We start from the raw sequence: 13,861 nt of genomic DNA, 5'->3' as shown, positions 1-13,861 counted from the left end.
TCTATTGGGGGCCGCTTCGCAGCCCAGCGGGGATAAATCCCCTCGCCACAACAGTGTTCTCAACCCTCGAACGGGTCAGCTATAGACCCGGCCCAACTCCACCAATTTCTGCTGCTCCGCCTGCACATCCTCGCGCATGGCCTTGTGCAGCCCGAACATGAAGCACACCAGCACCACCGAGAACGGCAGGCCAGCCAACACCACCATGGTTTGCATCGCCTCGAAGTTGCCCGCGAACAACAGGCCGATGGTCACCAGCGTGATCACCACCGACCAGAAGATCCGCAGCCAATGCGGCGCGTCTTCGTCAACGTTGCCGCCCTGGCACGAAAGGTTCGCCATCATCACCGCGCCGGAGTCAGCCGGGGTCAGGAACAGGACGAAACCAACGAAGATCGACACGCCGATCACGACCTTCGACGCCGGATAGTATTCGAGCAGCTGATAGATCGACATCGACGGCTGCGTCAACGCCGTCTTGCCCAGCTCGACCGCGCCGTGGTTCATCACCAGGTCCAGGGCCGAGTTACCGAAGATCGACAACCAGGCCAGGGTGAAGCCCAGGGGAATCAGCAACACGCCCGCCACCAACTCACGCACGGTGCGGCCACGGGAAATGCGCGCGATGAACATGCCGACAAAAGGCGCCCAGGAGATCCACCAGGCCCAGTAGAACAGGGTCCACAAGCCCATCCAACGGCCCGATTTCGCGGTGTCGTCGGCATAGACGTACAGGTCGAATGTCTTGAGCACCACGCCGTTGAGGTAGTCGCCGATGTTCTGCACGAAACCGTTGAGCAGGTGCAGGGTCGGACCGAACAGCAACACGAAAATCAGCAAGCCGCTGAACAACACGATGTTCAGGTTGGACAACCGGCGGATGCCGTTTTCCACGCCGGACACGGCGGCGATGGTCGCCACGGTGCTCATCACGATGATCACGATCAGCAAATTGGTGTTGCTGTGCTCGATGCCAAACAGGTTTTCCAAACCGGACGCGACTTGCAGCGAACCGATCCCCAGGTTGGTCACCAGCCCCAGCAACGTCACGAACATGCCGAAACCGTCCACCGCATGGCCGGCCGCGCCCTTGACCCAGCGCTCGCCCACCAATGGATACAGGGCCGAGCGCAGCGCCAGCGGCTGGTTGTGCCGATAGGCGAAATACGCCACGGCCAAGCCCACCAGGGCATAGATCGCCCAACCATGCAGGCCCCAGTGCAAGAACGTCAATTGCACGGCCTGGCGCGCGGCCATCTGGCTGCCGGCCACGCCTTCAGGGGGGTTGAAGAAATGGTCCAGCGGCTCGGATGCGCCGAAGTACAGCAATGAAATGCCGATGCCCGACGAAAACAGCATCCCGGCCCAGGCGCCGTAGCTGAAGTCCGGCGTATCGTCCTTGCCGCCCAGCTTGAGCTTGCCATAGGAGGAAAATGCCAGGCCGACCACAAACACCAGATAGGCAGCGATGACCGCCATGTAGTACCAGCCGAAGCTGCGGGACAACCACGCCTGGGCAATGCCGAGCAGACGGCCGGCCTCCTGCGGGGCGATGATCAGAATGGCGGTCAGCAACAGAATCAGCGCGGTGGAGGTGTAGAACACCCAACCGTTGACCGTCACCTTCTGCGGCGGGGTCTTTATTAGCAAGGCAGAACTCATTGCACGGATGCTCCAGGCAGTGCGAGAGAAGGACAAGGCAACGCGATACCCGGCCAATCGGTGGGTTGGCAGCCGACCAGCGGGTGTTATAAAGACACCCGGAAAGCCCTTGCCCCGCGATTGCGCGGGTCTCTGGGCTCTTGATGTCTCGTTTCTGCGCCATTTACCCCGTAGGAAAACCGGTAAATCGCGACGAATTGTCGCAGAGCTTATTCTTTGTTGATTGAACGTTCAATCAAAACAAAATAGACTGGCCCTCATGACGGCGGACCTTACTCATCCGCCCGATGGCCTAAGGAGATTTGCAGATGCCCAAGGTCGGTATGCAACCCATCCGCCGCCAGCAATTGATCGAAGCCACTTTGCAGGCTGTCGATCAGGTCGGGATGGGGGACGCCAGCATTGCGCTGATCGCCCGTTTGGCCGGTGTTTCAAACGGCATCATCAGTCACTACTTTCAGGACAAGAATGGCCTGATCGCGGCTACGGCCCAGTACCTGATGACCGTCCTGAGCGAGAACGTCACCGCGCGTCGTCAAGCGCTGACGGACCCGAGCCCGCGAGCTCACCTGAAGGTGATCATCGAGGGCAACTTCGACGCCAGCCAGGTCAACGGCCCGGCAATGAAAACCTGGCTGGCCTTCTGGGCCACCAGCATGCATCACCCGTCATTGCACAGGTTGCAGCGGATCAACGATCACCGTCTGTATTCCAACCTGTGTTGCCAGTTCCGCCGCGTGTTGCCTGTCGACCAGGCACGCAGCGCGGCCCGGGGCCTGGCCGCTCTGATTGACGGTTTGTGGCTGCGCGGAGCGCTGTCGGGAGACGCGTTCGACACCGCCCAGGCACATCGGATCGCGTACGAATACATGGATTTCCAACTGGCCAAGGCAGGAGCGCCAGAGCACACAGAACCGCTCGACTCCTGAACCCCCACCGCAGCGCGTAGTCAGCTGTAAACGACACGCTCGGTGGTCAGCCAACCACTTATGCACTTGCGAGGACTTTATGGCCCGTTTCGAACTGCAAAAACTCTACATCGATGGCGCGTACAGCGATGCCAGCGGCGACGCCACTTTCGAAGCCATCAACCCGGCGAACGGTGAAGTACTCGCCCTGGTGCAGCGCGCAACGAAAGAAGACGTCGAGCGTGCCGTGGTCAGCGCCGAAAAAGGCCAGAAAGTCTGGGCGGCGATGACCGCCATGCAGCGCTCGCGCATCCTGCGTCGCGCCGTGGACATCCTGCGCGAACGCAACGATGAGCTCGCGGCCCTGGAAACCCTGGACACCGGCAAGGCCTATTCCGAAACCCGCTACGTCGACATCGTCACTGGCGCCGACGTGCTGGAATATTACGCAGGCCTGGTGCCCGCTATCGAAGGCGAACAGGTTCCGCTGCGCACCACGTCGTTCGTCTACACCCGCCGCGAGCCCCTGGGCGTCGTCGCCGGTATCGGCGCATGGAACTACCCGATCCAGATCGCCCTGTGGAAATCCGCCCCGGCCCTGGCCGCTGGCAACGCGATGATCTTCAAGCCCAGCGAAGTCACCTCGCTGACCACCCTGAAACTGGCCGAGATCTACACCGAGGCCGGCGTTCCAGCAGGCGTGTTCAACGTGCTGACCGGCAGCGGCCGTGAGGTCGGCACCTGGCTGACCGAGCACCCGCGCATCGAGAAAATCTCCTTCACCGGCGGCACCGACACCGGCAAGAAGGTCATGGCCAGTGCCTCGAGCTCTTCGCTCAAGGACGTGACCATGGAGCTGGGCGGCAAGTCGCCGCTGATCATCTTCGACGACGCCGACCTGGACCGCGCCGCCGACACCGCGATGATGGCCAACTTCTACAGCTCCGGCCAAGTCTGCACCAACGGCACCCGGGTGTTCGTGCCGAGCCACCTGAAGGCTGCCTTCGAAGCCAAGATCGCCGAGCGCGTGGCGCGCATCCGCATCGGCAACCCGGAAGACGAGAACACCAACTTCGGCCCGCTGGTGAGCTTCGCCCACATGGAAAACGTGCTGGGCTACATCGATAAAGGCAAGGCCGAAGGCGCGCGCCTGCTGTGCGGCGGCGGTCGCCTGACGGAAGGCGAACTGGCCAAGGGCGCGTTCGTGGCCCCGACCGTGTTCACCGATTGCACCGATGACATGACCATCGTGCGTGAAGAAATCTTCGGCCCGGTGATGAGCATCCTCACCTACGAAACCGAAGAAGAAGTGATCCGCCGCGCCAACGATACCGACTTCGGCCTGGCCGCCGGTGTCGTGACCCGCGACCTGAACCGCGCGCACCGCGTGATCCACCAGCTCGAAGCAGGCATCTGCTGGATCAACGCCTGGGGCGAATCGGCGGCGGAAATGCCGGTCGGTGGCTACAAGCAATCGGGCGTGGGCCGGGAGAATGGGATCAGCTCGCTGACCAACTACACGCGCATCAAGTCGGTGCAGGTCGAAATGGGCGATTACACGTCGGTGTTCTGATCTGGAATGAGGCCTTGAGTGAACGCCATTGTGGCGAGGGGATTTATCCCCGTGGGGCTGCGTAGCAGCCCCTCACCAAGATCCCCCATTCTCCAGACAAACCCAGTCGCCCGTTTTACGACTGCTGCGCAGCCGAGCGGGGATAAATCCCCTCGCCACAGGCAACCGCGACCTGAACCAACTCCAAAAGAGGGTACATTTCATGTCCCAAGAATTCGATTACATCATCATCGGTGCCGGCTCGGCCGGTAACACCCTGGCTACCCGCCTGACCGAAGACGAAGGCGTTACCGTCTTGCTGCTCGAAGCCGGCGGCCCGGACTATCGCCTCGACTTCCGTACCCAGATGCCCGCCGCCCTGGCATTTCCTCTCCAGGGTCGCCGCTACAACTGGGCCTACGAGACCGATCCGGAGCCGCACATGAACGGCCGTCGCATGGAATGCGGTCGCGGCAAGGGCCTGGGTGGTTCTTCGCTGATCAACGGCATGTGCTACATCCGCGGTAACGCGCTGGACTACGACAACTGGGCCAAGCTGCCCGGCCTGGAAGACTGGACCTATCTCGATTGCCTACCGTATTTCCGTAAAGCCGAAACCCGAGACATCGGCCCGAACGACTACCATGGCGGCGACGGCCCGGTCAGTGTGACCACGCCCAAGCCTGGCAACAATCCGCTGTTCCACGCCATGGTCGAAGCCGGCGTTCAGGCCGGTTACCCGCGTACCGAGGACCTCAACGGCTTCCAGCAGGAAGGTTTCGGCCCGATGGACCGTACCGTCACGCCCAATGGCCGTCGCGCCAGTACCGCGCGCGGTTACCTGGACGTCGCCAAGAAGCGCTCGACGCTGACCATCGTCACCCACGCCCTGACCGACAAGATCCTCTTCGAAGGCAAACGCGCGGTCGGCGTGCGTTACCTGGTGGGCGCCGCCGAAGAACGCGTCGAGGCCCGGGCGCGCAAGGAAGTGCTGCTGTGCTCCGGCGCCATCGCCTCGCCGCAGATCCTGCAACGCTCCGGCGTCGGCCCTGCCAAGCTGCTGGAAAACCTCGACGTCCCGGTGGTCCACGACCTGCCGGGCGTCGGTGAAAACCTGCAGGACCACCTTGAGCTGTACCTGCAATACGCCTGCACTCAACCGGTCTCGCTGTACCCGTCGCTGCTCTGGTACAACCAGCCGGCGATCGGTGCCGAGTGGCTGTTCAACGGCACTGGTATCGGCGCCAGCAACCAGTTCGAGGCCGGCGGCTTCATTCGTACGCGCCCCGAGTTCGATTGGCCGAACATCCAGTACCACTTCCTGCCGGTGGCGATTAACTACAACGGCAGCAACGGCGTGAAAGAGCACGGTTTCCAGGCGCACATGGGCTCCATGCGTTCGCCAAGCCGTGGCCGGATCCAGGCCAAGTCCAAGGACCCGCGCCAGCACCCGAGCATCCTGTTCAACTACATGGCCACCGAGCAGGACTGGCAGGAATTTCGCGACGGCATCCGCCTGACCCGCGAGATCATGCAGCAGCCGGCGCTCGATCCGTTCCGTGGTCGCGAAATCAGCCCGGGCATCGAGGTGCAGACGGACGAGCAATTGGACCAGTTCATCCGTGAGCACGCCGAAACCGCGTTCCACCCATCCTGCTCGTGCAAGATGGGCACCGATGATATGGCCGTGGTGGATGGCGAAGGCCGCGTGCACGGCATGGAAGGGTTGCGCGTGGTCGACGCCTCGATCATGCCGATCATCACCACCGGCAACCTGAACGCGCCGACGATCATGATCGCCGAGAAAATCGCCGACAAGATCCGCGGCCGCAAGCCTTTGCCGCGCAGCACCGCACCTTACTACGTCGCCGGCGACGCGCCGGTGCGCGGCAAGCCGTTGCGTGAAGTGGCGACGGCCGCGCAGTAAGACTCCAGACTGCGGCGCGGCCTTCGTCGGATCGCCGCCCGGAGCAAGCTCGCTCCCACAGGGGATTGGCGGTGAACACAGATTTTGTGACCATCAAAGATCCACCGTGGGAGCGAGCTTGCTCGCGATGACGTCCGACCTGACACCGCAAATACCCATCTGCCTTGATCCCTCCCCCGCCCCAGGCCTACTCTAGAGCCACCGCGTCAATGCGCCGCACCTCGCTGCATCGCCACTCCAGACAAGGAGGTTCCATGTTCGACTTCCAACCCCAGCTCAAGCAGCGTTTCGCTGCCTTGCGCACGGGCGCTGAGTTCTTTTCCCTGCGTTACGTACGCGAGTCCGGCCAACACTTGTCGGTGCGCAAGAACGTCGCCGAACCTCCGAGCCTGAGCCACGACGAAGGCGCCATGCTCACCGTGCGGGTCAACGGTGTCGAGGCGTATGCCGCCACCAATGATTTGTCCCAGACCGGCCTGCAAGCGGCGCTGGAGCGGGCCGAGCAATACGCTCGCCAGCTCAAGCCCCACGCCCTGCTGGACCTGCGCGACCAACCGGTGTCCAGCGACCGCGCCGACTACTTCTCGCCGCATTTCGACCAGGCCTTCCCGCCCCTGAGCGATTGCTACCAATTGCTCGGCGACGAATCGGCCGCGGTGCCCGTCGACGAGCGCCTGGTGAACTGGCAGGCCAGCATCGGCCTGACCCAGGTCGAGCAGATCTACCTCAACAGCGCCGGCGCTGAACTGCGCCAGGCCCAACGCTTCATCTACCCGGCCCTGGACGTCACCGCCTTCGACGGCAACGACAGCCAGACCCGCACCCTGGGCCGGGAAAATTTCGGCCAGCAAGGCGGTTTCGATGTGATCAGCCGTTGCGGCCTGATCGGCGCCGGTCCAAGGATCGCCGACCAGGCCCTGCAATTGCTCATGGCGCCCAACACGCCCCAAGGTCCCCGCGACCTGCTGCTGATGCCCGACCAGATGATGTTGCAGATCCACGAGTCCATCGGCCATCCGCTGGAACTGGACCGCATCCTCGGCGACGAGCGCAATTACGCCGGCACCAGCTTCGTCAAGACCGAGGATTTCGGCCACCTGCAGTACGGCTCCAGCCTGTTGAACGTGACCTTCGATCCGGACATTCCCGAGGAATTGGCCAGTTACAGCCATGACGACGACGGCACCGCCGCCAGCAAGCAGTTCCTGATTCGCGAAGGCCTGTTGCTGCGCCCATTGGGCGGCGCGCTGTCGCAGTTCCGCGCCGGCCTCGACGGTGTTGCCAACAGCCGCGCCTGCGGTTGGAATCGTCCGCCCATCGACCGCATGGCAAACCTGAACATCGAGCCCGGCGACCAATCCCTGGAGCAGTTGATCCAAGGCATCGAGCATGGCGTGCTGATGCGCACCAACCGCTCCTGGTCCATTGACGACGCCCGCAACAAATTCCAGTTCGGCTGCGAATGGGGCCAGTTGATCGAGAACGGTGAGCTCAAGGGCGTAGTGAAGAACCCCAACTACCGGGGCATCTCCGCGCAGTTCTGGAAGAGCCTGCGGGCCGTGGGCGACGCCAGCACTTCCCAAGTGCTTGGCACACCGAATTGCGGCAAGGGCGAACCGAACCAGGTCATCCGCGTTGGCCATGCGTCGCCGGCCTGTGTGTTCAGCAACGTGGACGTGTTTGGGGGGGATGCCTGATGAGCACCGTCGATAATCAAGCTGGGGCGTTCAAAGCACTGGTCGATTGGTTGCGCGACGCGTTGCGCGAACCTGAGCAATTTACCCTCGGCTACGCCGCCGAGTCGTCGGCCTTCGTGCGCTTCAACCACGGCAAGGTCCGTCAGGCCGGCCAGGTGCAACAGGCCAACGTCAGTTTCAAGTTGATCAATGACGGCCGTCATGCCGATCTGCAGATCACCTTGTCCGGCGACACCGAGACCGACCTGCGACGCTTGGCCGACGGGTTGCAACAGTTGCGCGAGACGTTGCCGCTGCTGCCAGCCGATCCCTACCTGCTGCTCAACCACAACCATTGGCAGAGCAACAACGTGCAGGACCATCCCCTGCCGGACACCGAGCAAGCCGTCGCTGAAATCAGCCGTGCCGCCGAGGGCCTGGACTTGGTCGGCTTTTACGCCGCAGGCCCCATCAGTCGTGGCTTCGCCAGTTCCTCGGGAGCGTTCGGCTGGCATCAGGCCAACAGTTTCAACTTCGACTTCAGCTTGTTCCATGAAAACGGCCAGGCCGTGAAGGCCAGCTACGCGGGACACGCCTGGAGCAGCGAAGGATTCGCCCAACGTTTCGAGCAGGCACGCCAGCAGCTGCAATTCCTCGGCCTGCCCCTACGTACGCTGCCGCCGGGCGAATACCGCGCCTACCTGGCGCCGGCCGCGCTGGAAGAAATCATGGGCATGCTCAGTTGGGGCGGATTCTCGGCCCGGGCGATCGCCAGCAAGCAAAGCCCGTTGCAGAAATTCTACGCCGGCGAAGCCCACTTCAGTCCCAACGTGTGGTTGACGGAGCAGGTCAGCGGCTCATTGAGCCCGGCATTTTCCGACGAAGGTTATCCCCGCGATGACCTGGGGCTGATCGCCAAGGGCATGGCCAACGCGCAACTGGTCAACTCCCGCAGCGCCGCCGAATACGGCCTCGCCGCCAACGGCGCCAGCAGCTATGAATACCCCACGGCGCTGGACATGCAGGGCGGGCAATTGGAACAGAAGTACATCCTCGAGCAGCTCGGCACCGGGCTGTACATCAGCAATCTCTGGTACCTGAACTACTCCGACCAACCGGCGGCGCGTCTGACCGGCATGACCCGCTTCGCCACGTTCTGGGTCGAGAACGGTCAGATCCAGGCGCCGGTGAGCACGATGCGCTTCGACGACAGCGTCTACAGTTTGCTCGGCTCGCAACTCGAAGCGCTGACCCGGGAGCGGGAACTTCTGCTTTCGGCCAGCACCTACAGCCAGCGGGCCACGGCCTCGATGTTGCTGCCGGGGGCGTTGGTCAAGCGGTTGACCTTGACCCTGTAGTTAGCAAGCACAGAACTTGTGGCGAGGGGATTTATCCCCGCTGGGTTGCGAAGCGACCCCAAGAAGCTTGAATAGGCTCCGCCTGTTTCATTGGGCTGGTAGATCGGGGCTGCTTCGCAGCCCAGCGGGGATAAATCCCCTCGCCACAAAGCGCTTTCGCTGCAGGCCGTTGTTCACTTTTCACACAAGAGGTCCCATGCCCAACCGCGCTCCCCTCGACGCCGTCACCGCCCGCTGGCTTCCGTGGGTGGTGGCGATTGCCTTCTTCATGCAGTCCCTGGATGGCACCATCCTCAACACCGCCCTGCCCGCCATGGCCAGCGACCTGGCGGAAAACCCGCTGCGCATGCAAGGCGTGATCATTGCCTACATGCTCACCGTGGCCTTGCTGATCCCGGCCTCGGGCTGGATCGCCGACCGCTTCGGCACCAAGAAGATTTTCTTCGGCGCGATCCTGCTGTTCAGCTTCGGCTCGCTGCTGTGCGCCTTGTCCAACTCGTTGAGCATGTTGATCGGCGCACGGGTCGTCCAAGGCTTGGGCGGTGCGCTGATGTTGCCGGTGGGCCGGCTGGTGGTACTGCGGGCTTACCCGCGCTCGGAGTTGGTGCGAATCATGGGCTTCATCACCATCCCCGGGCTGCTCGGCCCGCTGATCGGCCCGACCATGGGCGGCTGGATGGTGGAGTACATGACCTGGCACTGGATTTTCCTCATCAATCTGCCGGTGGGCGTGGTCGGTTGCTACGCGGTATGGAAATTCATCCCGGACCTGCGCGGCACTGAGCGCACGCGCTTCGATGGCGTGGGCTTTCTGTTGTTCGGCGCGGCGATGGTGCTGATCACCGTCGCCATGGAGGGGCTGGGTGAACTGCACCTGCCGCACCTGCGGGTGATGCTGCTGCTGTTTGGCGGCATGGCTTGCCTGGCGGCTTACTGGGTGCGCGCCGGGCACGTCGAGAACGCGCTGTTTCCACCGTCGCTGTTCAAGACCCGGACCTTCGCGGTGGGCATCCTCGGCAACCTGTTCGCGCGCCTGGGCAGCGGTGCCCTGCCGTTCCTGGTGCCGTTGCTGTTGCAAGTCGCCCTGGGTTATTCACCGTCCCAGGCGGGGATGAGCATGCTGCCCCTGGCGGCCGCCGCGATGGTCGCCAAGTCCGTGGCCCGACCGCTGATCGAACGCTTTGGCTACCGCGCCGTGTTGACCAGCAACACCCTGGCCCTGGGCCTGATGCTGGCGAGCATGGGCTTGGTCAGCGAACAGACGCCGTACTGGCTGCTGCTGGCGCACCTGGCAGTGCTGGGAGCGATCAACTCGCTGCAATTCACCGCGATGAACACCGTGACCCTGATCGACCTGGACGACGCCAGCGCCAGCAGTGGCAACAGCCTGCTGTCGGTGGTGGCGCAACTGTCCCTGAGCCTGGGCGTGGCTTGTGCAGGTGCCCTGCTGGGAGGCTTTACCGCCCAGGTCGGCAACGACGGCGTGGATACGGTGCTGGGCGCGTTTCAATTGACTTTTGTGACGGTGGGGATCATGGCGATGCTGGCGGCGACGATTTTTTCGCAACTGTCGAAGCAGGACGGGCGGCGGCAGAAGCGGCCGGATGAGCATATCGAGCATTAACTGGACTCCAGTGGAATTGGGACGCTTTTGTGGCGAGGGGATTTATCCCCGCTGGGTTGCGCAGCAGCCCCAAAAAGGCTGAATGCGTTCTCCCTGATCCACAAAGGTGACCATCCTAGGGGCTGCTTCGCAGCCCAGCGGGGATAAATCCCCTCGCCACGGGGAATTCGCCCACTTCAGAACTGCGCCACAGCTCGTCCAGATCTTTCGAAGAAAGTGGCACGAGGCTGCTACACTGCGCGACATTTTGTTTTGCAGGCCCGTCCCGTGACCACCATCGCCACCGCTTTTAATACTTTGCCGTTGTCCGCCGCCATGCTGGCTAACCTCGAATCACTCGGTTATGCCCAGATGACGCCGATCCAGGCGCAAAGCTTGCCGGTGATCCTCAAGGGCATGGACCTGATCGCCCAGGCCAAGACCGGCAGCGGCAAGACCGCGGCCTTCGGCATCGGCCTGCTGAACCCGATCAACCCACGCTATTTCGGCTGCCAGGCCCTGGTGATGTGCCCGACCCGCGAGCTGGCCGACCAGGTCGCCAAGGAAATCCGCCGCCTGGCCCGCGCCGAAGATAACATCAAGGTCCTGACTCTGTGCGGCGGCGTGTCCTTCGGCCCGCAGATCGCCTCCCTCGAACACGGCGCCCACATCATCGTCGGCACGCCAGGGCGTATCCAACAGCACCTGCGCAAGGGTTCGCTGGTGCTCGATGGCCTCAACACACTGATTCTCGACGAAGCCGACCGCATGCTCGACATGGGCTTCTACGACGCCATCGAAGACATCATCCAGCAGACCCCGGAACGCCGCCAGACGCTGTTGTTCTCCGCGACCTACCCGGTGGGCATCAAGCAACTTGCTTCCAAATTCATGCGCGACCCGCAGCAGGTGAAGGCCGAAGCGCTGCACTCCGACGCGCAGATCGAACAGCGGTTCTACGAGATTTCTCCCGAGGAGCGCATGGACGCGGTGGTCAAGGTCCTGGCGCATTTCCGTCCGGCGTCTTGCGTGGCGTTCTGCTTCACCAAGCAGCAGGTCCAGGAAACCGTCGACCATCTGACGGCCAAGGGCATCTCCGCCGTCGGCCTGCACGGCGACCTGGAACAGCGCGACCGCGACCAGGTGCTGGCAATGTTCGCCAACCGCAGCACCTCGGTGCTGGTGGCCACCGACGTCGCGGCCCGCGGCCTGGACATCGATGCCCTGGACATGGTGATCAACGTCGAACTGGCAAGGGATTCGGAAATCCATATCCACCGCGTCGGCCGCACCGGTCGCGCCGGTGAGAAAGGCATCGCCATCAGCCTCGTGGCGCCCTCCGAAGCCCATCGCGCCCAGGCCATCGAGCAACTGCAGAAATCGCCGTTGAACTGGGACCAACTGGACAACCTCAAGCCTCAGGGAGGCGGCCCGTTGCTGCCGGCCATGAGCACCCTGTGCATCGGCGCCGGGCGCAAGGACAAAGTCCGCCCCGGTGACATCCTAGGCGCCCTGACCGGCGAGGCCGGCATCCCCGGCGCCCAGGTCGGCAAGATCGCAATCTTCGATTTCCAGGCCTATGTGGCCGTGGAACGCGGGATCGCCAAACAGGCGCTGCAACGCCTGAACGATGGCAAGATCAAGGGTCGGTCGTTGCGGGTGCGGATCCTCTGACCGATAGACAGAGATCAAACTGTGGGAGCGAGCTTGCTCGCGATGAGGCCGGTACATTCAACAGTGATGTTGTCTGACAGTCCGCCATCGCGAGCAAGCTCGCTCCCACACTGGGTTTTGTGGCGACACATTTAGAGGACACCGTTTTGCGCTCTACCGAAGTCGTGATCATTGGCGCTGGCGCCGCGGGGTTGATGTGTGCGCTCACCGCTGCCGCGCGCGGGCGCCAGGTGATGTTGCTGGACCACGCCAACAAGGCTGGCAAGAAAATCCTCATGTCGGGCGGTGGACGCTGCAATTTCACCAACATGTATACCGAGCCGGGCAATTTCCTTTCCCAGAACCCGCACTTCTGCAAGTCGGCCCTGGCCCGCTACACCCAGTGGGATTTCATCGCCCTGGTGGCCAAGCACGGCGTGCCCTATCACGAAAAAAAACTCGGTCAGTTGTTCTGCGACAACAAGTCCAGTGACATCCTTGGCCTGCTGCTGGATGAATGCGACCAGGCGGGCGTCAATCTGCACCTGGACACTTCCATCGAGCAGATCGAAAAGACCGACGGCGGCTACCAGTTGCAGACCACCCTCGGACCGATCGCCTGCCAGTCCCTGGTGATCGCCACCGGCGGGCTATCGATCCCGACCCTGGGCGCGACCGGTTTCGGTTATCAAGTCGCGAAGCAGTTCGGCCATCAATTGCTGCCGACCCGCGCCGGGTTGGTGCCGTTCACCATTACCGATCAGCTCAAGGCCCTGTGCACCGAACTGTCAGGCACCTCGGTGGATTGCCTGGTGAGCTGCAACGACCAGAGTTTTCGCGAAAACATCCTGTTCACCCACCGCGGCCTGAGCGGTCCGGCGATCCTGCAGATTTCATTATTCTGGGAGCCAGGGGACACGGTGCAGATCAACTTGCTGCCCGACCATGACGTGCCGCAATGGCTGCAACAGCAACAAGCCGAACGCCCCAACAGCGAGCTGAAGACCTTGCTGGGCGAGCTGTTCACCAAGAAAATGGCCAACCTGTTGGCGGACACCTGGTTCGTCTCCAAACCCATGAAGCAATACACCCACGCGGAGCTCGCCGACATCGCCGAAAAACTGGCGAGCTGGAACGTGGTGCCCGCCGGCACCGAAGGCTACCGCACCGCCGAAGTCACCCTGGGTGGCGTCGATACGCGGGAAGTCTCGTCCAAGACCATGGAATCGTTGAAAAGCCCTGGCCTGTATTTCATTGGCGAAGTGCTGGACGTCACCGGGCACCTGGGCGGGTTCAACTTCCAGTGGGCATGGGCGTCAGGGTATGCGGCGGCGCAGTACGTCTGATTCTCACCGAGGTGGAGCCTGCTTTTGTGGCGAGGGAGCAAGCTCCCTCGCCACAGGGTAAAGGTGTGTCCATGGCATGCAGGAACACTTTTTGCTGCCAGATGTGATCGCCGCCATTGCATCGGCGTCATTACTGCCTCAATTTAGCGTCATTGCCCGTCAGGCCCCTGCACTTC

The 13,861-nt window shown here is 62.7% G+C and carries 9 protein-coding genes; 8 read left to right on the top strand and 1 reads right to left on the bottom strand.

Translation table 11 applies throughout. The features are described 5' to 3' along the window. Positions 1-75: 75 nt before the first annotated feature. Entirely contained in the window at positions 76-1,605 is a 1,530-nt protein-coding gene (locus tag DOCECA_RS24435) for a BCCT family transporter (RefSeq protein ID WP_445572188.1), read from the bottom strand. A 365-nt stretch (positions 1,606-1,970) separates the two neighbouring features. On the opposite strand from DOCECA_RS24435, the gene betI reads away from it, so the two are divergent. The 8 genes from betI to DOCECA_RS24395 all read left to right on the top strand — a co-directional run bounded on the left by betI (position 1,971) and on the right by DOCECA_RS24395 (position 13,685). After that, the gene (gene betI / locus DOCECA_RS24430) at positions 1,971-2,591 is read left to right on the top strand and encodes a transcriptional regulator BetI (RefSeq protein WP_434561885.1); all 621 of its coding nucleotides are present in this window, start codon (positions 1,971-1,973) and stop codon (positions 2,589-2,591) included. A gap of 79 nt (positions 2,592-2,670) precedes the next feature. Next, positions 2,671-4,143 carry a betaine-aldehyde dehydrogenase gene (gene betB, locus DOCECA_RS24425; RefSeq protein WP_420764963.1) on the top strand — a complete coding sequence of 491 codons (1,473 nt, stop codon included), beginning with the start codon at positions 2,671-2,673 and terminating at the stop codon, positions 4,141-4,143. Positions 4,144-4,345: 202 nt separating this feature from the next. After that, the gene (betA, locus tag DOCECA_RS24420) at positions 4,346-6,049 is read left to right on the top strand and encodes a choline dehydrogenase (RefSeq protein ID WP_434649804.1); all 1,704 of its coding nucleotides are present in this window, start codon (positions 4,346-4,348) and stop codon (positions 6,047-6,049) included. A 254-nt stretch (positions 6,050-6,303) separates the two neighbouring features. After that, entirely contained in the window at positions 6,304-7,746 is a 1,443-nt protein-coding gene (locus DOCECA_RS24415) for a TldD/PmbA family protein (RefSeq protein WP_434649803.1), read from the top strand. Continuing rightward, positions 7,746-9,083, top strand: coding sequence for a TldD/PmbA family protein (locus DOCECA_RS24410; RefSeq protein ID WP_445571209.1), 1,338 nt, complete (start codon positions 7,746-7,748; stop codon positions 9,081-9,083). The genes DOCECA_RS24415 and DOCECA_RS24410 overlap by 1 nt, the downstream gene beginning before the upstream one ends. Positions 9,084-9,279: 196 nt before the next feature. Continuing rightward, the gene (gene mdtD, locus DOCECA_RS24405) at positions 9,280-10,707 is read left to right on the top strand and encodes a multidrug transporter subunit MdtD (RefSeq protein ID WP_445571208.1); all 1,428 of its coding nucleotides are present in this window, start codon (positions 9,280-9,282) and stop codon (positions 10,705-10,707) included. A gap of 315 nt (positions 10,708-11,022) precedes the next feature. Next, a complete protein-coding gene (gene dbpA / locus DOCECA_RS24400; protein ID WP_420765169.1) occupies positions 11,023-12,360 on the top strand; it encodes an ATP-dependent RNA helicase DbpA in 1,338 nt (445 codons plus the stop codon). Between the two features lie 146 nt (positions 12,361-12,506). Beyond that, positions 12,507-13,685 carry an NAD(P)/FAD-dependent oxidoreductase gene (locus DOCECA_RS24395; protein WP_445571207.1) on the top strand — a complete coding sequence of 393 codons (1,179 nt, stop codon included), beginning with the start codon at positions 12,507-12,509 and terminating at the stop codon, positions 13,683-13,685. Positions 13,686-13,861: the final 176 nt, after the last annotated feature.

The sequence above is a fragment of the Pseudomonas sp. E102 genome, assembly GCF_052660185.1.
Note: the sequence above shows the minus strand (reverse complement) of the source record. Positions and strands in the feature narration are given on the sequence as shown.